17 protein-coding genes are annotated in these 20470 nt (G+C 74.3%); 11 read left to right on the top strand and 6 right to left on the bottom strand.

Annotated elements, in window-relative coordinates; all coding sequences use genetic code 11:
• Nucleotides 1-44 precede the first annotated feature (44 nt).
• From ACGF07_RS34055 to ACGF07_RS34045, 3 genes are read right to left on the bottom strand one after another with little or no spacing between them, the layout of a single operon-like run.
• Nucleotides 45-1343 (bottom strand): coenzyme F420-0:L-glutamate ligase, encoded by a 1299-nt coding sequence (locus ACGF07_RS34055; protein WP_392905272.1) that lies wholly within the window; start codon nucleotides 1341-1343, stop codon nucleotides 45-47.
• Nucleotides 1340-2299: a 2-phospho-L-lactate transferase gene (gene cofD, locus ACGF07_RS34050; RefSeq protein ID WP_392905270.1), complete on the bottom strand. Its 960-nt coding sequence runs from the start codon at nucleotides 2297-2299 to the stop codon at nucleotides 1340-1342. The genes ACGF07_RS34055 and cofD overlap by 4 nt, the downstream gene beginning before the upstream one ends.
• 41 nt (nucleotides 2300-2340) lie before the next feature.
• The gene (locus tag ACGF07_RS34045) at nucleotides 2341-2964 is read right to left on the bottom strand and encodes a cysteine dioxygenase (protein ID WP_392905306.1); all 624 of its coding nucleotides are present in this window, start codon (nucleotides 2962-2964) and stop codon (nucleotides 2341-2343) included.
• A gap of 676 nt (nucleotides 2965-3640) precedes the next feature.
• On the opposite strand from ACGF07_RS34045, the gene ACGF07_RS34040 reads away from it, so the two are divergent.
• The 3 genes from ACGF07_RS34040 (at nucleotide 3641) to ACGF07_RS34030 (ending at nucleotide 9708) form a co-directional block, all read left to right on the top strand.
• Nucleotides 3641-3913 carry a WhiB family transcriptional regulator gene (locus tag ACGF07_RS34040; RefSeq protein WP_030062195.1) on the top strand — a complete coding sequence of 91 codons (273 nt, stop codon included), beginning with the start codon at nucleotides 3641-3643 and terminating at the stop codon, nucleotides 3911-3913.
• Nucleotides 3914-4170: 257 nt separating this feature from the next.
• On the top strand, nucleotides 4171-8019 hold the full coding sequence (locus tag ACGF07_RS34035; protein ID WP_392905268.1) for a glycosyltransferase family 2 protein: 3849 nt from the start codon (nucleotides 4171-4173) through the stop codon (nucleotides 8017-8019).
• A 6-nt stretch (nucleotides 8020-8025) separates the two neighbouring features.
• The gene (locus ACGF07_RS34030) at nucleotides 8026-9708 is read left to right on the top strand and encodes a DUF5719 family protein (protein WP_392905266.1); all 1683 of its coding nucleotides are present in this window, start codon (nucleotides 8026-8028) and stop codon (nucleotides 9706-9708) included.
• Between the two features lie 48 nt (nucleotides 9709-9756).
• On the opposite strand, the gene ACGF07_RS34025 is transcribed toward ACGF07_RS34030, so the two are convergent.
• Nucleotides 9757-10209, bottom strand: coding sequence for a metallopeptidase family protein (locus ACGF07_RS34025; protein WP_350747468.1), 453 nt, complete (start codon nucleotides 10207-10209; stop codon nucleotides 9757-9759).
• Between the two features lie 75 nt (nucleotides 10210-10284).
• Between ACGF07_RS34025 and ACGF07_RS34020 the strand changes: the two genes are divergently transcribed.
• The 7 genes from ACGF07_RS34020 (at nucleotide 10285) to ACGF07_RS33990 (ending at nucleotide 17815) form a co-directional block, all read left to right on the top strand.
• The gene (locus ACGF07_RS34020; RefSeq protein WP_392905304.1) at nucleotides 10285-10737 is read left to right on the top strand and encodes a DUF3499 domain-containing protein; all 453 of its coding nucleotides are present in this window, start codon (nucleotides 10285-10287) and stop codon (nucleotides 10735-10737) included.
• 210 nt (nucleotides 10738-10947) lie between these two features.
• Nucleotides 10948-12333, top strand: coding sequence for a phosphomannomutase/phosphoglucomutase (locus ACGF07_RS34015; protein ID WP_392905263.1), 1386 nt, complete (start codon nucleotides 10948-10950; stop codon nucleotides 12331-12333).
• Between the two features lie 192 nt (nucleotides 12334-12525).
• Nucleotides 12526-12708, top strand: a complete 183-nt coding sequence (locus ACGF07_RS34010; RefSeq protein ID WP_030061300.1) for a Trm112 family protein — start codon at nucleotides 12526-12528, stop codon at nucleotides 12706-12708.
• Between the two features lie 71 nt (nucleotides 12709-12779).
• Nucleotides 12780-14024, top strand: a complete 1245-nt coding sequence (locus tag ACGF07_RS34005) for an SIS domain-containing protein (RefSeq protein ID WP_350747459.1) — start codon at nucleotides 12780-12782, stop codon at nucleotides 14022-14024.
• Nucleotides 14025-14137: 113 nt separating this feature from the next.
• Nucleotides 14138-15115 carry a cation diffusion facilitator family transporter gene (locus tag ACGF07_RS34000; protein ID WP_392905261.1) on the top strand — a complete coding sequence of 326 codons (978 nt, stop codon included), beginning with the start codon at nucleotides 14138-14140 and terminating at the stop codon, nucleotides 15113-15115.
• A 337-nt stretch (nucleotides 15116-15452) separates the two neighbouring features.
• A complete protein-coding gene (gene ahcY / locus ACGF07_RS33995) occupies nucleotides 15453-16901 on the top strand; it encodes an adenosylhomocysteinase (protein ID WP_350747453.1) in 1449 nt (482 codons plus the stop codon).
• 284 nt (nucleotides 16902-17185) lie between these two features.
• A complete protein-coding gene (locus tag ACGF07_RS33990; RefSeq protein WP_350747450.1) occupies nucleotides 17186-17815 on the top strand; it encodes a hypothetical protein in 630 nt (209 codons plus the stop codon).
• Nucleotides 17816-17840: 25 nt separating this feature from the next.
• Here ACGF07_RS33990 and ACGF07_RS33985 read toward each other — a convergent pair whose 3' ends face one another.
• Nucleotides 17841-18824, bottom strand: coding sequence for an RDD family protein (locus tag ACGF07_RS33985; RefSeq protein ID WP_392905259.1), 984 nt, complete (start codon nucleotides 18822-18824; stop codon nucleotides 17841-17843).
• Nucleotides 18825-19061: 237 nt separating this feature from the next.
• Between ACGF07_RS33985 and ACGF07_RS33980 the strand changes: the two genes are divergently transcribed.
• Nucleotides 19062-20066 carry a stage II sporulation protein M gene (locus ACGF07_RS33980; RefSeq protein ID WP_392905256.1) on the top strand — a complete coding sequence of 335 codons (1005 nt, stop codon included), beginning with the start codon at nucleotides 19062-19064 and terminating at the stop codon, nucleotides 20064-20066.
• 167 nt (nucleotides 20067-20233) lie between these two features.
• On the opposite strand, the gene ACGF07_RS33975 is transcribed toward ACGF07_RS33980, so the two are convergent.
• Nucleotides 20234-20470, bottom strand: a 237-nt coding sequence (locus tag ACGF07_RS33975) for a hypothetical protein (RefSeq protein ID WP_392905253.1), incomplete at its 5' end; no start/stop codon positions are given.

The following is a 20470-nucleotide window of genomic DNA, read 5'->3' as shown; positions in this document are numbered from 1 at the left end:
GCGGAGAGCGGAGATCGAAGAGCCGAGGGCGTCAGCGGTGGCGGCTACCGCACCTCGACGAACGCCTCCGCGCTGCGCTCCGGCCGTTCGCGGGGCGGCTCGGCCGGGCGGCCGACGGCGACGGCGCCCATCGGGTCCCAGTCGGCCGGGAGGTCCAGTGCCGCCCGGACGGTGTCGCGGCAGAACATGGTGGACGACACCCAGGCGGAGCCGTAGCCCTCTCCGGTCAGCGCGACCAGCAGGTTCTGCACGGCCGCACCGGCGGCGACGGTGAACATCTCCCGCTCGGCCGCGGCCCGGCGCGGGTCGGGGTAGCGGTGGGCGCCGTCCGTCACCAGGCAGGGGACCACCAGGTACGGCGCGTTGCGCAGGACGTCGCCGCGGGCGGTGCGGCGGGCGATCCTGGCGTCGTCCCAGCCGTCGAGTTCGCGCAGGTCGCGCTGCCAGGCGGCGAGCATCGCGTCGAGCAGCCGGGTGCGGCTCTCCGCGGACTCCAGCAGGACGAACCGCCACGGGGTGGTGTGGTGCGGGGCGGGTGCGGTGACCGCGGCGGCGACGGCGCGGCGCACGGCGGCCGGGTCGACCGGGGCGTCGGTGAAGGAGCGGACGGTGCGCCGCAGGGTGACGGCCTGGCGCAGCGCCTCGGAGGTGCCGAGCCGGAACATGTCGTCCACGGCGGGCCGCACCAGCGGCCGGGTGCCGGCGCCGTCCTCGTCGGTGACGAGGTGCCCGAGTCCGCGCACGACCGCGACCGGGACGCCGGTGGCCTTGCCCTTCACCAGGTCGGCGGCGGCGGCGAGTTCGTCGGCGGTGGCGGTGACGGTGAGCACCAGTTCGTTGCCGTGGCTGTCGGTGCGTCCCCGGTGGTCCTCCAGGACGGACAGCCCGGCGGCGCCGATCGCCACGTCGGTGAGCCCGGTGCGCCAGGGCCGGCCGAAGGTGTCGGTGACGACGACGGCGAGCCGGCGGCCGGTGAGCCGCTGGAGCCCGGCCCGCAGCGCGCGCGCCGAGGCGTCCGGGTCCTCCGGGAGCAGCAGCACGGTGCCGGGGGCGGTGTTGGAGGCGTCGACTCCGGCGGCGGCCATCACGAAGCCGTTGCGGTTCTCCACGATCCGGGCCGGTCCGCGCCGGGCGACGACCCGCACGGTCTCGGCGTCGATCGCGGCCTCGCGGTCGGCGGCGTGCAGCAGCCTGCCCTCGGCCTTGCTGACGATCTTCGAGGTGACCAGCAGGATGTCGCCGTCCTGGTAGGTCCCGGCCTTGGCGATCAGCTCGGCGAGGTCCGCCCCGGGGTCGATCTCCGGGATGCCCTCGACGGCCAGGACCTCCAGCGAGGCGATCACGCGCGGACCTGCTCGGCGAGGGCGAGTGCCGCCCGAGCCATCTCGGCGGTGGCGTCGACGTCCGTCATCAGCAGCGGGACGGCCCGGCAGGCGATCCCGGCGGCCTCGACGCCGGCCACGGCGTCCCCGTCGGCGGTGTCGACCAGCCAGCCGTCCAGCAGTGCGGCGCCGTAGTGCAGCGCGACCGCCTCCGCGGTGGCCTCGACGCCGACGGCGGCGAGCACCTTGTCGGCCATGCCCCGCACCGGTGCCCCGCCGATGATCGGGGAGAGCCCGACCACCGGGGCGGGGGCGGCGGCGACGGCCTCCCGGATGCCGGGGACGGCCAGGATGGTGCCGATCGAGACGACCGGGTTGGACGGCGGGAAGAGGATGACGTCGGCCGCGGCGATGGCCTCCAGCACGCCGGGTGCCGGCTCGGCCGTGTCGGCGCCGACCGGGACGATCGCCTCGGCGTCGACGGCGGCGTGCAGCTTGACCCAGTACTCCTGGAAGTGGACGGCCCGGGTGCCCTGCTCGTCGGTGATCCGCACGTGGGTCTCGACCCGGTCGTCGCTCATCGGCAGCAGCCGCACGCCGGGCTGCCAGCGCACGCACAGCGCCTCGGTGACCTGGCTGAGGCTGTACCCGGCGGTGAGCATCTGGCTGCGGACGAGGTGGGTGGCGAAGTCGCGGTCGCCGAGCCCGAACCACTCGGGGCCGACGCCGTACTCCTTCATCTCGGCCTTGATCGACCAGGTCTCGTCGGCGCGTCCCCAGCCCTGCTCCTCGTTGATGCCGCCGCCGAGGGTGTACATCACGGTGTCGAGGTCGGGGCAGACCTTGAGGCCGTAGAGGTGGATGTCGTCGCCGGTGTTGCCGATGACGGTGATCTCGTCCTGCGGTCCGACCGCCGCGAGGAGCCCGCGCAGGAAGCGCGCCCCGCCGATCCCGCCTGCCAGTGCCACGATGCGCATGCGCTCATCCTGCCACGGTCGGACTCCTCGTCAGTCCGCGCTCACTGCCGTTCGGCCCGGGCCCGCCGGTCCTGTCCGGCGTGCGGCGCGGGGTGCGGTTCGGCGTGCTGCTCGGGGACGGCGGTCGCGGCGCCGTACTGGTTCATCGCGGTCAGCCCGGGGGCGTAGAGGTGGATGGAGACGGCGGGTTCGAGCGCGCCGTTGACCACCTCGTGCAGGTACCCGGGGGAGAAGACGCGCTGCCCGCCGGGGCGCAGGGTGCGGGCGACGGCGCCGCTGGGGGTCTCCCCGGCCGTAGGCTGGGGGAGGGTGAGGGAGCGCTCGATCAGTTCGCCCCGCACGACGGTGAGCACGCCGGAGGACTCGCCGTGGTCGTGGAAGCCGCTGCTCTGACCGGGCAGCCAGCTGAGCAGCCAGACCTCGTAGCCGGGGCCGGTCTCCAGCCGGGCGTACCAGCGGGTGAGCGCGTCGTAGCGGACCAGCGGCTCCCAGCGGGTGCGGTCGGCGGCGATCTCGCGCACCAGCCGGGCGTACTCGGCGACGGTGGTCGGGTGGGCGGGCAGGTCGGTGCGGGCGAGGTGCGGGAAGGCGAGCGGGTCACCGGCGATGGAGACGTCGCTGAGCCCGTCCGCCCAGCGGGGCGCGCGGGTGGGGGCGAGGCCCAGGCGGGCGAGCTTGTTGCGGTCGCGGTTCCGCTTGCGGATGCGGATCTTGCGCACGGGAGTCGTCCTCGGATGAGTCGGCTGGTTCGGCGGGATCAGCCGGATCCGGGATGTCCTGGGGCGGGAATCGCGGGCGGCCTCTGTGCTTCCTGGGGCGGCGCGCGGTGGGACGCGGGCGCCTAGATACAGCAGGAACAGAGGCGACAACAGGAGTTCACGGCACGGCGGAGCGTGGAACCGCTCCGGGGGCTGGCGAACTCTGACATAGGGGCAAGGACACCGCATCCGCGGGGCCGGTGTCAAACCGGACGGTGCGGCATTCGGGTGGATTAGGTCCGGATCTTTCCCTGATGGGCTGGTTCATCACTCTCTATGTTTCGATGGGAAGATCGCCGGGAAGGGAGGCCGATGACCGGCCTGTGACGGTGACCTGGCGTCATTCCGCGCATGGTTGCCGACGGTTCGATGCCATCCGGAGCTTTCGAGCTGAAAGTCCGATGTGTCCGGATATGTACACTATTCGTAACCGCTTGGTGCCAGGGAGTGAATCCCGGCCTCAATACCAGAGCTCGGCTTGACTGGGCCAGAGTGACGCAACTGTAATTTCACTCGTGTCGTCGGCCGCACGAGGCAACGGCAACCACGGGGACGCCAAGTAGGGGCAGAGGAGGCGCGCCACATGAGCGAGCTCTTTGAGCTGTTGATCGGGGACGGCATCGCGGAGGACGAGGAGGAACTCGGTTGGCAGGAGCGCGCGTTGTGCGCCCAGACTGACCCGGAGTCCTTCTTCCCCGAGAAGGGCGGCTCGACCCGCGAGGCCAAGAAGGTCTGCCTCGCCTGCGAGGTCCGCTCCGAGTGCCTGGAGTACGCCCTCGCCAATGACGAGCGCTTCGGCATCTGGGGCGGCCTCTCCGAGCGGGAGCGCCGTCGGCTCAAGAAGAGCGCGGTCTGACCGGGGCGGCCCCTGAGCCCCGCTGACCCTCCGACAGGTCCGGCGGAACGGACCTCCACACAGCTGTACGAGCGCCTCGCCCCGGTGGCGGGGCGCTTTCGTGCTCCCGGGCGAGTCCCCGGCGCCCCCCGCCCGCTTCTTCACGGCCTCCGCACCGGCACCGCGCACGAGGCGGCCATCCGGAGCCGTTAGTGTGGTGCGCCATCCGGTTGCCGTTCACCGGCTGTGTCCACCGAGAACTGGGGCCCGCGCACTCGATGACCGTCTACAGCCACCAGAGCGGCTTCACCGCTTCCAGGCCGCCCGCCTACCCGCGCCACCTGGTCACCGCGGTGATCGTCTCGCACGACGGCGCCCGCTGGCTGCCGCAGGCCCTGGCCGGCCTGCTCGGCCAGGACCGCCAGGTCCAGCGGATCCTCGCGGTCGACACCGGATCCACCGACAACTCCCCGCAACTGCTCGCCGACACCCTGGCCGACTGGCTGCCCGAGAGCGGCCCCCTGGTGCTCGGCCGCCGCGCCGGCTTCGGCACCGCCGTCGCCGAGGCCGTGTTCAACAGCCCGCCGCTGCGCCCGGAGGACCTCCCGTACCGGCTCGACCCGTCCGGCTACGACCCGGTCACCGGCGGCTGGGACGACTTCGGCGACCCGCTCGCCCAGGAGGACGACCTCGGCCGCGGCGGCCCGCGCGAGACCGAGCCGGTCGAGTGGCTCTGGCTGCTGCACGACGACTGCGAACCGCAGACCGACGCCCTGCGCCGCCTCCTCCAGGTCGCCGACTCCACCCCGAGCGCCGGCGTCGTCGGCCCCAAGCTGCGCAGCTGGTACGACCGCCGCCAGCTGCTCGAGGTCGGCGTCACCATCGCCCACTCCGGCCGCCGCTGGACCGGCCTGGACCGCCGCGAGCAGGACCAGGGCCAGCACGACCAGGTCCGCCCCGTGCTCGCCGTCTCCAGCGCGGGCATGCTGGTGCGCCGGGACGTCTTCGAGGAGCTCGGCGGCTTCGACAAGGCCCTCCCGCTGATGCGGGACGACACCGACTTCTGCTGGCGGGTCAACGCCGCCGGCCACCGCGTGGTGGTCGCCCCCGACGCCGTGCTGCGGCACGCCGAGGCGGCCAGCCGCGAGCGCCGCGCCATCGACTGCGGCCCCTCCCACCCCCACCGGGTGGACAAGGCCGGCTCCGTCTACACCCTGCTCGCCAACTGCAAGGGCGCGCTCTTCCCGTACGTGCTGCTGCGCCTGGTGCTCGGCACCCTGGTGCGCGCCGTCACCAACCTGCTCGGCAAGGACCCGCGCCAGGCGTTCGACGAACTGGCCGGCCTCGGCCACGAACTGGTCCGGTTCCCGAGGCTGTTGGCCGCGCGCAAACGCCGCGCCCGGACCAGGGCCGCGGACGCCCTGGACGACCGCACGCTCTTCCCGGCCCCCGGCGCCACCACCCGGCTGGCCGTCGAAGGCGTCATCGGCTCGCTCGGGATAGGGGGCGGCGACGACTCCGGCGGCCGGCACGGCACGGTCGAGGCCGGCGGGGACGAGGACGCCGAGGACCTGGTCGTCGAGCAGTTCGCGCTGCTCAAGAAGCTGGCCCGGCGCCCCGCACCGGTGCTGTTCGCGGCCCTGCTGGTGTTCGCCCTGGTCGCCTGCCGCAGCCTGCTCGGCGGCGGCGACCTGCTCGGCGGCGCCCTGCTGCCCGCCTCCGACGGCGCCGGCGGCCTGTGGTCCATGTACGCCGACGCCTGGCACCCGATCGGCACCGGCTCCACCGCCGCCGCACCGCCGTACCTCGGCGCGCTCGCGGTGTTCTCCTGGCTCCTGTTCGGCCACGCCGACCTCGCGCTCACCCTGCTGGTCGTGCTCACCGTGCCGCTCGCCGCGGTCAGCGCCTACCTGGTGTCCCGGCCGCTGCTGGACTCCAAGCTGGTGCGCGCCTGGGCCAGCGCCACCTACGCCCTGCTGCCCGCCGCGACCGGTGCGCTCGCCCAGGGCCGGATCGGCACCGCCGTCCTCGCCGTGCTGCTGCCCCCGCTGGCCCGCGCCGCCGCCATCGCGGCCGGCCTCGGCATCCGCGAGGAGAGCGCGGCCAAGGGCGCCCGCCCCGGCTGGCGGCCGGTCTGGATGGCCGTCCTGCTGCTCACCCTGACCACCGCCTTCGTCCCGCTGACCTGGGCCCTCGCCCTGCCGCTGTGCCTGGCCACGCTGGTCGTCGCGGTGCTGCGCGGCGGCGCCTTCGGCTCCGGCGGTACGGCGCTGCGGCTGCTCGGCCTGCGCGTGCTGGTGATCCTCGCGGTGCCGGTGGCGGTGCTCGCCCCGTGGTCCCTGAAGGTGCTGTCGCACCCCCAGTGGCTGCTGCTGGAGGCCGGCCTGCCCGGCCTGCACGGCGCCGGCGCGAGCGCGGCCGGCCTGCTGCTGGTCAACCCCGGCGGCGCCGGAGTGCCGCCGGTCTGGCTCTCCGCCGGCGTGGTGCTCGCGGCGCTCGCCGCCCTGCTGCGCGCCGACCGCCGCCGCGCGGTGCTCGCGGCCTGGGGCGCGGCCGGCGCCGGCCTGGTCTTCGCGGTCGTGGTGGCCGGCACCTCCGTCACCCCGGCCTCCGGCGGCCCGGCCGTGCCCGCCTGGGCCGGCCCGGCCAGCCTGATCGCGGGCATCGCCCTGCTCGCCGCCGCCGCGATCGGCGCCGACGGCGCCAACGCCCGCGTCGCCGGGATCGCCTTCGGCTGGCGCCAGCCCGTCGCCGCCCTGGTGGTGGCCGCCGCCGTGCTCGCCCCGCTGGGCACCGGCCTGTGGTGGGCGCTGACCGGCGCCGGCGGCCCGCTGCACCGCGGCGGCGCCGCCCAGGTGCCCGCCTTCATCGCCGAGGAGGCCGGCACCACCGACCGGTCCCGCACCCTCGTCGTCACCGGGGAGAAGGGCGCCGTCCGCTACACCGTGGTGCGCGGCGCCGGTCTGACGCTCGGCCAGGCCGAGTCCACCGTGGACCCGGCCACCGGCACCCAGGACGGCCTGAACCGGATGGTCGGCAGCCTGCTGGCCGGCTCCGGCGCCGACCAGGCGAACGCCCTGGCCGGCTACGGCATCGCGTACGTCCTCGTCGAGCGCCAGGCGATCGACGCCTTCAAGGACGTCCTGGACACCACCCCGGGCCTGGTCAAGGCCAACCAGGACGGCGACGCCGCGCTCTGGCAGGTCGCCGGCGTCCCCGCGGTCCGCGCGGTGATCACCTCCCCCGGCGCCACCCCGGTGGTCGTCCCGGCCGGGGTCCGCGACCTCGCCACCACCCTGCCGGCCGGCCCGGACGGCCGGGTGCTGCGCCTGGCCGAGTCCGCCGCGCCCGAGTGGAAGGCCACCCTGGACGGCACCGCCCTGGAGCCGACCACCGTGGACGGCTGGGCCCAGGGCTTCAAGCTCCCCGCCTCCGGCGGCAAGCTGTCCGTCACCCGGGAGGGCAGCCTCGCCCACACCGGCTGGATCTGGGTCCAGGTGCTGCTCGGCCTCACCGTCCTGGTGCTGGCCCTGCCGGGCCGCCGCAGCAACAAGGACGACGACCTGCCCGAGGAGGTGGTGGCCGCCGCCGCGCTGGCCGCCGCCCAGGCGCAGCCCCCCGTCCCCGGCAGCCGCCGGGCCCGCCGGATGGCCGAACGCGGGGAGGGCGCCGAGCCCGGCGCCGAGGAGCCCGGGGTGTACGAGGGCCGGCCGGGGGCCACCCCGGCCCAGCCGGCCGGTGAACCGGTGAGCGGGGCGGTCGAGGCGGCCGCCGCCGTCCAGGAGGCCGAGCCGTACACCGACCCCTACCAGACGTACCAGCACGCCGACCCGTACAGCTACGACCAGTACCCGGCCCAGCAGCCGGCGACCGCGCCGTACGGCGGCCAGGGGTACGACGCCCACGGGTACGACGGCTCGCAGCAGGCCTACCCGCAGTCCGGCTACGACCCGTACCAGCAGCAGGGCCAGTACGGCTACGGCCCGTACCAGCAGCCCGAGCACCACCAGCAGCCCGAGCAGCACCAGCCCTGGCTGCCGGGCCAGCAGCAGGGCGAGCCCTACTACGACCCGAACGACCCGGACGGCACCGGCCGGTACCCGCACCAGCACGGATCGGGGAGCTGACCCGCGATGAAGAAGCCCGCATTCAGGAAGAAGCCCGGCGCCCGCGCCGAGGAGGCCTTCGAGCCCGCCGGGGACCTCCCGCCGGCGCAGGCCCCCCGGCCCGCCGGCGCCGAGGGCGGCGCCCCCGGCCGGTCCGCGGGGACGAGGACCGGCCAGTCCCTGCTGGCCGCCGCCGTGGTGCTCGCGGCGGTGTTCGGCATCGCCCAGGTCCGCCGACCCGCCGCACCGGCCGCGGCGGGCGGCGCCACCCCGGCCACCGCGCAGGTCGAGCGGAGCGCGGCCGTCTGCCCGCAGCCGTTGCAGGGCCTGACCGGCTCGACCACGCTCACCGCCTACACCCCGCTCGGCACCGGCCCGGCCTCCGGCGGCGCCGGCTGGCTCGCCGACCAGGCCGCGCCCGCCACCCCGCCGACCGCCGCGCCCTCGGCCGCACCGGCCGCGACCGCCCCCGCGAGCCCCGCCCCGGACAAGAACGCCGCGCCCGCCGACGCCAAACTGACCGTCACCAAGCCCGGCACCCCCGCCACCGGCCCGGCCACCAACGGCGACGCCGCGCCCGGCACCGCGGCCGTCGCCACCGGCGCACTCGCCCCCGGCTTCACCGTCACCCAGACCACCGTGGTCACCGAGCAGCGCGGCCTGGGCCTGTCCGGCCTGACCTGCACCCCGGCGGGCACCGGCTTCTGGTTCGCCGGGGCCAGCACCGCCGGCGACCGGGTCGACTACCTCAGCCTGGTCAACACCGAGTCCTCGGCCGCCGTGGTCGACATCAAGCTGTACGGCGACAAGGGCCTGATCGACAACGACGCCGCCAACGGCATCACCGTCGCCCCCGGCAGCTCGCAGTCCGTGCTGCTGTCCACCATCAGCAAGGGCGCCGTCACCGACCTCGCGGTGCACGTGGTGGTCCGCTCCGGGCGGGTCGGTGCCGCGCTGCACGCCGCCGACGGCAGCAAGGGCGCCGACTGGATCCCCGCCTCCGCCGACCCGGCCGCCACCCAGGTGCTGCCGGGCCTGCCCGCCGACACCTCCGCGGCCCGGCTGGTGGTCTGGGCGCCGCCGGAGGACGACGCCGACCTGAAGATCCAGCTCTCCGGCAAGAACGGCTGGTTCACCCCGGCCGGCAACGAGTCGATCCACGTCAAGGCGGGCATGGTGGCCGCCGTCGACCTCGGCAAGATCACCCGCGACGAGGTCGCCGGGCTGCGGCTGTCGCCCAGCGACGACAAGCATCCCACCCCGGTCGTCGCCGGTCTGCGGGTCGACCGCGCGGGGGGCAACGGCAAGAGCGACGCGGCCTGGCTCACCGGCAGCGCCCCGGTCGGCGCCCGCGCCACCGTCGCCGACAACCGGGCCGGCGCCTCCACGCTGTTCCTCACCTCGACCGGCGACGCCGCCACCGTCAAGGTCACCGGCTCGGCCGGCAGCGGCGGCGGCACCCCGACGACCAAGGAGGTCCAGGTCCCGGCCGGCGGCACGGTCGCCGTCCCGGCCCCCGAGCCCGCCGGGTTGAACGGCGTCTTCGCCCTCACCGTGGAGACCGAGTCCGGCGGCCCGGTGGCCGCCGCCCGGATGCTCGCCATCCCCACCAAGGACGTGCCGATGTTCACCGTCCAGGCGCTGCGCGACGACCGCAGCACCGTCAAGGTCCCCCAGGCCGCCCAGGACCCGGCCGTCGTCCTGCGCTGACCGCACGGCGGGGGCGGGCACCCCTTCGCGGGTGGCCGCCCCCGCCGGTCACTCCTCGTCGTAGCGCGGGTCGATCGCGTCCGGGGACAGCCCCAGCAGCTCGGCCACCTGCTCGATCAGGATCTCGTGCACCAGCGCCGCCCGGTCCTCCCGGGTCTTCGCCCGGATCTCCACCGGCCGCCGGTACACCACGATCTGGCTCTTGCGGCCCTTCTCGCCCGGCGACACCCGGCCCAGCGGCACCCCGTCCTCGGTGTCGGCGCCCTCCGCCCCGTGCAGCGGCACCTCCTGGACGGCGAACTCCACCTCGATCAGCTGCGGCCAACGCCGCTCCAGCCGTTCCACCGACTCGCGCACGTAGTCGTCGAACAGTTCGGAGCGGGTGAGCGAGATCGGCACCTGGGGCGGCGCCAGCGGGCCGCGCAGCCCCCTGCCGTGCCGGTCGCGGTGCCGGGGGCGGCGCGAGGGCCCTGTCGGTGACTGCGGTGCGGAGCTGTCCATATCACTGCCGAGAGTAGTCCTTGGACGGTCGGAAGTGGACCACTCCGGTGGGGAAACGCCCGGGGGACGGGCGCACTGACGAGCGCGCGCCGGGCGACACGGCACCCCCTCCGGACAGGCGGTCTTCGCTCCCCGGCGGGGAGTGCGGTACCGTCCACCCTCGTGAGCTCTGTACGTCGTTGTTCGCGGACCGCGTGCGGCCGACCGGCCGTCGCAACGCTGACGTACGTCTACGCCGACTCCACCGCCGTGCTCGGCCCGCTCGCCACCTACGCCGAGCCGCACTGCTACGACCTGTGCGCCGAGCACGCCGAGCGGCTCACCGCTCCGCGCGGCTGGGAGGTCGTCCGGCTCGCCGCCGAAGCCGGGCCGCTGCGCCGCAGCAGCGACGACCTGGAGGCGCTCGCCAACGCCGTGCGCGAGGCCGCCCGGCCCCAGACGCCCCGTCAGGGCCGCGCCCCCCAGGGCGAGTCCACCGAGGGCAGCCGCCGCGGCCACCTCCGGGTGCTGCGCTCGCCGGACAACTAGGACCGGCTCCGCGGCCGGTCCGGCGGCACCCGCCGGACGCGCCGCCCGTCGGCCGCGCCCCGGGCCCGTCGGGCACCCCCGCAGCCCTCACCCCGCACGGAGCCTTCGCCCGGCCCGGGTACGCTGCCCGTCTGACATCACCGCGCCCCGTCGAACGGACGGGCGGGTGGCCCGACGTATCGATCAGCACAGAACCAGGGTGGAGCCGCAGTGCGCGACCTCAAGCAGCTCGTGAAGGCGTACGACGTCCGAGGTGTCGTCCCGGACCAGTGGGACGAGAGCCTGTCCCGGGCCTTCGGCGCCGCGTTCGTGCAGGTCACCGGCGCGTCCGCGATCGTGGTCGGCCACGACATGCGGCCCTCCTCGCCGTCGCTGAGCCGGGCCTTCGCCGAGGGCGCCGCGGCCTACGGCGCCGACGTGGTCGAGATCGGCCTCTGCTCGACCGACCAGCTCTACTACGCCAGCGGCAAGCTCGACCTGCCCGGCGCGATGTTCACCGCCAGCCACAACCCGGCCCAGTACAACGGCATCAAGCTCTGCCGGGCCGGCGCCGCGCCGGTCGGCCAGGACACCGGTCTGGCCGAGATCCGCGAGCTGGTCGAGTCCTGGACCGCCGAGGACGACACCGTCACCGTCCCGGCCAAGGACGTGGAGCCCGGGGCGCTCTCGACGCAGGAGACCCTGCGCGGCTACGCCGACCACCTGCTGGGCCTGGTCGACCTCACCGCCATCCGCCCGCTCAAGGTCGCGGTGGACGCCGGCAACGGCATGGGCGGCCACACCGTGCCGACCGTCTTCGACGGCCTGCCGATCGAGCTCGTCCCGATGTACTTCGAGCTGGACGGCACCTTCCCCAACCACGAGGCCAACCCGCTCGACCCGAAGAACCTGGTCGACCTGCAGGCCAAGGTCCGCGAGGTCGGCGCCGACATCGGCCTGGCCTTCGACGGCGACGCCGACCGCTGCTTCGTCGTGGACGAGCGCGGCGAGCCGGTCTCGCCGTCCGCGATCACCGCGCTGGTCGCCGCCCGCGAGATCGCCCGCGCCAAGGCCGCCGGCGAGACCGAGCCGACGATCATCCACAACCTGATCACCTCCTGGACCGTCCCCGAGGTGGTCCGCGAGCTCGGCGCCACCCCGGTGCGCACCCGTGTCGGCCACTCCTTCATCAAGCAGGAGATGGCCGTCACCGACGCCGTCTTCGGCGGCGAGCACTCCGCGCACTACTACTTCCGGGACTTCTGGCGCGCCGACACCGGCATGCTGGCCGCGCTGCACGTGCTGGCCGCGCTCGGCGGCCAGGAGGGCACGCTCTCCGCGCTGACCGCCGAGTACGACCGCTACGCCGCCTCCGGCGAGATCAACAGCACCGTCGCCGACCAGGCCGCCAGCACGGCCGCCGTCCGCGCCGCCTACGCCGGCGTGGAGGGCACCACCGTCGACGAGCTGGACGGGCTCACCGTGGCCGGTCCCGACTGGTGGTTCAACCTGCGCGCCTCCAACACCGAGCCGCTGCTGCGCCTCAACGTCGAGGCCAAGGACCCGGCGAAGATGGCGCAGCTGCGCGACGGCGTGCTCGCCATCGTCCGCGGCTGACCGGAACGCTCCGCGCCAGGTCGAGGTGCTCCGCGCCAGGTCGAGGTGCTCCGCGCCAGGTCGAGGTGCACCGCGCCGGCTCGGGGCGCGTCCGGCGAGGCGCGCCTGACCACGGGCCCCGGTGCCCCGGCCGGTAGGGTTGCCTATCGGCCGGGGCACCTCCGTGCCACCCCCGAACCTTGGAGAGCCCCCATGAAGCTCGAATCCTTCCTGCTGGAGATCCTGGTCTGCCCGCAGTGCCGGGCCGCGCTCGTCGAGGGCGGCACCGAGGAGCAGCCCGAGCTGGTCTGCACCGGCGCGGACTGCGGCCTCGCGTACCCGGTCCGGGACGGCATTCCGGTCCTGCTGGTGGACGAGGCCCGCCGCCCGGCCTGATCCTGGGGGCGAAGCCCCATCCGCGCCCGCCGCACAGGACAGCGCCCACAGGACAGCCGGAGGCCCGCCGCATGCTGGACGACACCCTGCTCGACGACCCGGCCGCCCTCCAGCGCGCCGACCACGACCGCGCCCTGCTGGCCCTGGCCGGCGCCGGCGCCCGGGTCCGCACCGCGCTGCGGCAGGCCGACGCGGCCGGCCTCGACCGGCTGCGCCCGGACGGCCGCCCGCGTGCCGTCCTGGTCGCCGGACACGGCAGCGCCCTGACGGCGGCCGAGATCCTGGCCGTGCTGGCCGGCTCCGCCAGCCTGGTTCTCCCGCTGCCGCCCACCGAGGCCGCCGCCCCGCGCGGCGACCGCTCCGGTGCGCGGCCCGCCTTCACCGCCGGGCTCGGCTGGCAGCTGCCCGGCTGGGCCGGCCCCCTCGACCTGCTGGTGGTCAGCTCCGCCGACGGCGGCGAGCAGGGCCTGATCAGCCTCGCCGAGCAGGCGTACGCGCGCGGTTGCGCCGTCGTCGTCACCGCCCCGACGGGCAGTCCGCTGGCGGAGGCCGCGCTCCAGGTCCGCGCGCTGCCGCTGCCCTACACGGCCTCGGTGCGGTCCGAGGAGGACCTGCCGGCCGTGCCGGCCGCGGAGCCGGACCTTCCGCCCGAGGACCCGGCCGCGCTCTGGTCCCACCTGACCCCGCTGCTGGCGCTCGCCCAGAAGCTCGGCCTGACCCAGCTGCCGTACGACGCCCTGCCGGCCGTCGCCGACCTGCTGGACGCCACCGCCGTGCGCTGCCGCCCGGACGCCGCGGCGTACACCAATCCGGCGAAGGGGCTGGCCGCCCGGCTGGCCGGGACGGTCCCGCTGCTGTGGGCCGACGGCCCGATCGCCGGGGCGGCCGCCGCGAGGTTCGCCGCCCAGCTGGCCGACCGGGCCGGACGCCCGGCGCTCGCCGGTCCGCTGCCGCAGGTGCTCACCGCCCACCGCGGCATGTTCACCGGCCAGTTGGGCGCCGGCGCGGACCCGGACGACTTCTTCCGCGACCGGGTCGACGAGCCCGACCCGCTGCACCTCCAGGTCCTGCTGCTGCGGCACGTGCCCGGCAACGGCTCCCCGGAGGGGCAGGAAGGCCCGGCCGAGGTGCCGGAGGACGACGAGCGCCCGCGCGGCTTCGGCGTCAGCCGCGCGCACCGGCTGGCCGCCGCCCACGACGTCCGGCTGACCGAGTACGCGAGCACCCTCGCGGACCCCCTGCACGCGCTGGCCGACCTGGTCGCGCTCACCGACTTCGCCGCCGTCTACCTCGGGCTCGCCGCCGCGCAGTCCTGAGAGCAGCGATCCGCCCGCGCCCGCTAAGTTGTCCGCGTGAGCGAGCGAAACGAACGAACCGTCAACGAGTGCGTACGGGCGACTGCCCCCGCCGGGCGCGGCGAGGTGGGCGCATGAGCGCGGAGGGCGGGACGAAGGCACTGGTCGCGGCGCTGTCCGCGAACCTGGCGATCGCGGCGGCCAAGTTCACCGCCTTCGGCTTCACCGGCTCCTCCTCGATGCTGGCCGAGGGGGTGCACTCGGTGGCCGACTCCGGCAACCAGGTGCTGCTGCTGGTCGGCGGCAAGCGGGCGCGCCGGGCGGCGGACGAGGAGCACCCGTTCGGCTACGGCCGCGAGCGCTACGTCTACGGCTTCCTGGTGGCCATCGTGCTGTTCAGCGTCGGCGGCCTGTTCGCGATCTACGAGGGCTGGCACAAGGTCAGCCACCCGGAGGCACTGGAGTCCTGGGCCTGGGCGGTCGGCGTGCTGGTCTTCGCCATCGCGATGGAGGGCTGGTCGTTCCTCACCGCGATGCGCGAGTCCGCCAAGGCCAAGGGCGGGCAGGGCTGGGTGCAGTTCATCCGCACCGCCAAGGCGCCGGAGCTGCCGGTGGTGCTGCTGGAGGACACCGGTGCGCTGATCGGCCTGGTGCTCGCGCTGTTCGGCGTCTCGCTCACCGTGATCACCGGCAACGGCGTCTGGGACGGCGTCGGCACCCTGTGCATCGGCGTCCTGCTGGTGGTGATCGCCGTCGTGCTCGCCCTGGAGACCAAGTCGCTGCTGCTCGGCGAGTCCGCCGACAGGGAGTCGGTGCGGCGGATCCGCGCCGCCCTGGTGGACGGCGAGGCGGTCACCGGGGTGATCCACATGCGCACCCTGCACCTCGGCCCGGAGGAACTGCTGGTCGCCGCCAAGATCTCCGTCAACGCGGAGGACAGCGCCGCCCGGGTGGCACGGGCGATCGACGCGGCCGAGGAGCGGGTCCGCGCCGCCGTCCCGATCGCCCGGGCGATCTACCTGGAGCCGGACGTCTACAGCGCCGAGAAGGCCGCCGCCGGCGAGGACCCGGCCGCGACCCCGGGCGGCCCCGGCCCCGGCTCGGGGCACTGACGGTCCGCCCCCGCCCGGCTGGTGCGCGGGTCGAGCGGCGGTCGGCTCCCGCGGCAGAAATCGGTCATCGCAGGACGGTCGGCGGGGCCGCCGGTGTAGATTCGTCACCAGAGCCAGAACGTCGCTGCTGATGGCGGTCGATCGGCGGTCCGCACCCAAAGGGTGTGCGCCGGTCGAGGGAGAGAGGTCCTCCGACGGTTTGTGCTGCGCATCAGGGAGCCGGTCCGCCCACCAGGGAGCCGGCGGCCCCGGCGTAGCCGTGCACCCGTACGGCCCGCCACGCGCGACACATCCGGACCTCGGCCCGTGCCCCACCCCATCAGCGAGGAGCAGACGCATGTCGACCGACATCACCGGTGACTTCAAGGTCGCCGACCTTTCCCTGGCGCCGTTCGGCCGCAAGGAGATCCAGCTGGCCGAGCACGAGATGCCCGGCCTGATGGCGATCCGCGCCGAGTACGCCGAGTCGCAGCCGCTGGCCGGCGCCCGGATCACCGGCTCGCTGCACATGACCATCCAGACCGCCGTGCTGATCGAGACCCTGACGGCGCTCGGCGCCGAGGTCCGCTGGTGCTCCTGCAACATCTTCTCGACCCAGGACCACGCGGCCGCCGCCATCGCCGTCGGCCCGGAGGGCACCCCGGAGAACCCGCAGGGCGTGCCGGTCTTCGCCTGGAAGGGCGAGACCCTGGAGGAGTACTGGTGGTGCACCGAGCAGGCGCTGACCTGGCCTGACGGCCAGACCCCGAACATGATCCTGGACGACGGCGGCGACGCCACCCTGCTGATCCACAAGGGTGTCGAGTTCGAGAAGGCCGGCGCCGCTCCGGACCCGTCCACCGCGGACAACGACGAGTTCCGGATCATCCTCGAGCTGCTCAACCGCACCCTCCAGGAGACCCCGAACAAGTGGACCGAGGTCGCCTCCACCATCAAGGGCGTGACCGAGGAGACCACCACCGGTGTCCACCGCCTGTACGAGATGCACCGTGACGGCAAGCTGCTGTTCCCGGCGATCAACGTCAACGACTCGGTCACCAAGTCGAAGTTCGACAACAAGTACGGCTGCCGCCACTCGCTGATCGACGGCATCAACCGCGCCACCGACGTCCTGATCGGCGGCAAGGTCGCGGTCGTCTGCGGCTACGGCGACGTCGGCAAGGGCTGCGCCGAGTCGCTGCGCGGCCAGGGCGCCCGCGTCATCGTCACCGAGATCGACCCGATCTGCGCGCTCCAGGCGGCGATGGACGGCTACCAGGTCACCACCCTGGACGACGTCGTCGAGACGGCCGACATCTTCATCACCACCACCGGCAACAAGGACATCATCCTGGCCTCCCACATGGAGCGGATGAAGCACCAGGCCATCGTCGGCAACATCGGCCACTTCGACAACGAGATCGACATGGCCGGCCTGGCCCAGCTCCCCGGTGTCGTGAAGACCGAGATCAAGCCGCAGGTCCACGAGTGGCGCAAGGCCGACGGCCGCACCATCATCGTCCTCTCCGAGGGGCGCCTGCTGAACCTGGGCAACGCGACCGGCCACCCGTCCTTCGTGATGTCCAACTCCTTCGCCAACCAGACGATCGCCCAGATCGAGCTGTTCACGAAGACCGAGCAGTACCCGATCGGCGTCTACGTGCTGCCGAAGCACCTGGACGAGAAGGTCGCCCGGCTGCACCTGGACGCGCTGGGCGTGAAGCTGACCACGCTGACCCAGGACCAGGCCGACTACATCGGCGTTCCGGTCGAGGGCCCGTACAAGTCGGAGCAGTACCGCTACTGATGCGGTACCGCCGCCGCTGGAGCGGTGGGCGCTGAACGCCGGTGGCCGGCACCCCTGGACGGGTGCCGGCCACCGGCGCGTTCGCGGGCCCGGTCGCGGGCCCTGTTGCGGCCAGGTCCGCGGGCAGGGGGGCTCAGCGGACGGCACGGCGGAGGTCCGGCTGCCCGGGTCCTGACCCGGGGCCGTGGTGCGGGCGGCAGCAGGGGCAGGCCGCCGAGCCGCTCCGGGGCGGCGGGCCTGCCGGCCCCGAACGCCGCACGGGGGCGCGCACGTAGGCTTCGGGCATGCCCAATGGCCGGTACTCGCTCCACGACACCCATGACCACGTGCTGCTCGGAGAAGAGCGCTTCAGCTGTGCGCCCGGGGCGGCCGGGTGGCGGTACGTCTCCAAGACCTACGCGCCGGACGGCCGGGTGATCGGCAGCGTCGACCTCACGCTGGACTCGCGGGCCCGGCCGCTGCGGATGGAGCTGCGGGCCGGGGGCTGGCAGGTGCGGGGCGGTGCGGTGGACGGGGTGGCCTGGGTCCGCACCGACGCGGCGGACCCGGGTGGTGCCGCGGCGGCGGAGGGCCATGACCGGGCGCACGGCTTCACCGGGCGCTCGCCCGCCTTCCTGGTCGCGACCGCCCGGTTGCTGCGGCTGGAGCAGGGGGCGAGCGCGCGGGTGCGGCTGGTGGCGTTCACCGAGCCGGTGCTGGCGCCGCGCACCTTCGACCAGGGCTGGCTGCTGGAGGGGGTCGACACCCACCCGACGGACTCGGGGCCGCTGGTGGTCGAGCGCTACCAGGTCGCCGACCTGGAGACCGGGGAGCAGCAGGTGGTGCACCTCGCGGGGGACGTGGTGCTGGCGGCCGAGGGGATCGAGCTGGAGGAGCTGGAGTCGCCGCCGAACGCGTGGCCGGTCCGGGAGTAGGGACCGGAGTGCGGGAGCGCCCGGCTCAGGCGGGCGGGGCGAAGCCGGTGTCGCGGGCGGGCTTGTCGAAGGACGGAGCCGCCGGGCGTGCGGGTGCGGCGGGCGCTGCGTCCGGAGCCTGGGGGGCCGGGTGGTGCGGGGCCGGGGTAGCGGCCTGGGCGGGCGGCTGGTGGGGGGCCGGGACGGGGGCCTGGGCGGGCGGTTGGTGCGCGACGGCCGTCCGGGCGGCCGCCTGCGCCGCCCACTGCTGCTGGGCGCGCGTCCACTCCCGGCGCTGCCGCTCGGTGAGGACGGCGCCGAGGTAGGCGGCCGGATGCAGCCCCGGCGGCACCGGGTGGCCGATCCTCGCGGAGAGGTCCCCGGCCAGTCCGACGGCCATCCGGAGCGCCACCGACGGATCCAACTGCCCGATCCTGCCGAGAAGTTGCCGCACGGCGAGCCACAGCTGTTCGGGCACCGCGGACAGGTCCATCGCGACCAGCTCACGGCCCATGTCGTGGAGGAGCTGCGGGTGCACCGGGGGGAGCGGATTGGTCGGCCCGCCCGCACCGGGGGTGCGCTCGCGGACGACCACCGTCCCGGCGAAGACGTCACCGAGCCGCTTGCCGTCCGAGTTCACCGCCGAGGTGATCGCGGCGACGGCGCCGGTGGTCGCGATCAGCTCGACGAAGCCCACCAGCCCGCGCACCAGCGAGTGCCGGAACCGGACCGGCCCGCCGTCGGTGCGCACCACCCGCAGGCCGAGCGCGGCCTTGCCGAGCGAGCGCCCGTGGCTGAGGGTCTCGACCATCACCGGTACCCCGACCAGGAAGAACACCATCAGGCCGAGCAGTACGGCGGCCGCCGCCGCGCTGTCGAGGTCGATCAGGGCGACGCTCAGCACGACCGCGACGAGGAACAGGGCGGCGAACTCGACGAGCAGGTCGAGCACGACTGCCAGGGCCCTGCTCGGAAGCTTCGCCGTCTGGAGGTCGAGGACGACCGCCTCACCCGTCACCAGGTCGCTCAAAACACCTGTCCGTTCACGCTCATGCGGGGAGGTGGGAGGTCGAGTGGACCGGCCCCCACGACCCGCTCTCCGCCGTCGATCCGCAGCCGCAAACATACGGCGCCCGGCGGGCGGACGGGAAGTGAGATCCCGGCGGCCGCAGGACGGGCGGCTCCTGGCATGCTGGGCCGCACTCCGCACGCACCGTCCGACCGCGCACGCGCGCCACCTGCCCGTCGCCGATCTTGGAGCCGCCGAATGGACCTGGACGTCTTCGTCGCCACCCACCAGGGGGAGTGGGCCCGGCTGGACGCCCTCTCCCGCAGGCGCCGGCTCACCGGCGAGGAGGCGGACGAGCTGGTGGGGCTCTACCAGCGCGCCACCGGTCACCTGGCCAAGGTCCAGGCCGCCGCGCCGGACCCGGCCCTGCTCAGCCGGCTGACCGGCCTGGTCTCGCGGGCCCGCAGCGCGGTGACCGGTGCCCGGACCAACGGATGGCAGGACGTCGCCCGCTACTACACGGTGAGCTTCCCGGCGGCGCTGTACCGCGCCCGCCGCTGGTGGATACCGCTGGCGGTCGTGTCGATGGTCGCCACCGCGTTGCTCGCCTGGTGGATGGCGACGCACCCGGAGGTCCGCAACAGTCTCATCGCCCCCGCCGAGCTGCGGGAGATGACCCGCCCCGGAGGTCAGTACGAGGCGTACTACTCGGACCGGCCGGCCAGTTCCTTTGCGGCGCAGGTGTGGACGAACAACGCCTGGATCGCGGTGCAGTGCCTGCTGTTCGGAATCGCGCTGGGCGTTCCGGTCCTGTTGGTGATGTGGACCAATGTGGTCAACCTGGGGGTCGGTGTGGGCCTGATGGCCTCCGCCGGCCGGCTCGACGTCTTCCTCGGCCTGCTGATCCCGCACGGGCTGCTCGAGCTGACCGCGGTGTTCGTGGCCGGCGGCCTCGGCCTGCGCCTCGGATGGACGGTCATCGACCCGGGCCCGCGCACCCGCACCGTGGCCCTGGCGGAACAGGGGCGGGCGATCATCGGAATGTCGATGGGGCTGGCGACCGTGCTGGCGGTCTCCGGTGTCCTCGAAGCGTTCGTGACCCCGTCCGGGCTGCCCACCTGGATGCGCATTTCCATCGGGGTGCTGGCCGAGGCGGCCTTCCTGCTGTACGCCCTGGTGTGGGGCCGGAGGGCCGCCGAGGGTGGAGAGTTCGGCGATGTGGACGCGGCCGACCGGGCGGACCTGCAGCCGGTCGCGGGCTGAGCGGATGTGATCAACAGGCCTCTGGCCTGCTACTCTCCTCTCATCCCGGCCAAACCATTGACGTGGTGGGGGTGGGCTAGTAGGTTTGAACGGTTGGGACTGACTGGACAACGGTCGGGCCCGGGCGTTAGTGTCTACGACACCGCCGAAATCGAGGCCAGCGCGTTTCACGAAATGCGCGCCCTCCGATGAAGCAAATTTCGCGAACTGAGCACACCGAAAGCTTTGATAGGCTTCGGAGTGAAGTTCGCAGGAAAACCCGCCAGCGGGAATTCAGGGAAAACGAAGCCGGTAAGAATGGCCGAGAAGATCTGATAAGCTGGAAACACGAAAGAACGAAGCGCCCGGAGGGCCCGCTGGAAGGCGGCCTGAAGGAAGTGTCCGTTCCTTGAGAACTCAACAGC

This window comes from Kitasatospora sp. NPDC048194 (genome assembly GCF_043202455.1).
Taxonomy (GTDB): Bacteria; Actinomycetota; Actinomycetes; order Streptomycetales; family Streptomycetaceae; genus Kitasatospora.
Note: the sequence above shows the minus strand (reverse complement) of the source record. Positions and strands in the feature narration are given on the sequence as shown.

Coding starts and splice junctions, on each gene's coding strand:
- ACGF07_RS34030 (WP_392905266.1), top strand. CDS start 8,026: ATGAAGAAGCCCGCATTCAGGAAGAAGCCCGGCGCCCGCGCCGAGGAG.
- ACGF07_RS34025 (WP_350747468.1), bottom strand. CDS start 10,209: ATGGACAGCTCCGCACCGCAGTCACCGACAGGGCCCTCGCGCCGCCCC.
- ACGF07_RS33990 (WP_350747450.1), top strand. CDS start 17,186: ATGCCCAATGGCCGGTACTCGCTCCACGACACCCATGACCACGTGCTG.
- ACGF07_RS34040 (WP_030062195.1), top strand. CDS start 3,641: ATGAGCGAGCTCTTTGAGCTGTTGATCGGGGACGGCATCGCGGAGGAC.
- ACGF07_RS34005 (WP_350747459.1), top strand. CDS start 12,780: ATGCTGGACGACACCCTGCTCGACGACCCGGCCGCCCTCCAGCGCGCC.
- ACGF07_RS34035 (WP_392905268.1), top strand. CDS start 4,171: ATGACCGTCTACAGCCACCAGAGCGGCTTCACCGCTTCCAGGCCGCCC.
- ACGF07_RS34000 (WP_392905261.1), top strand. CDS start 14,138: ATGAGCGCGGAGGGCGGGACGAAGGCACTGGTCGCGGCGCTGTCCGCG.
- cofD (WP_392905270.1), bottom strand. CDS start 2,299: ATGCGCATCGTGGCACTGGCAGGCGGGATCGGCGGGGCGCGCTTCCTG.
- ahcY (WP_350747453.1), top strand. CDS start 15,453: ATGTCGACCGACATCACCGGTGACTTCAAGGTCGCCGACCTTTCCCTG.
- ACGF07_RS33980 (WP_392905256.1), top strand. CDS start 19,062: ATGGACCTGGACGTCTTCGTCGCCACCCACCAGGGGGAGTGGGCCCGG.
- ACGF07_RS34010 (WP_030061300.1), top strand. CDS start 12,526: ATGAAGCTCGAATCCTTCCTGCTGGAGATCCTGGTCTGCCCGCAGTGC.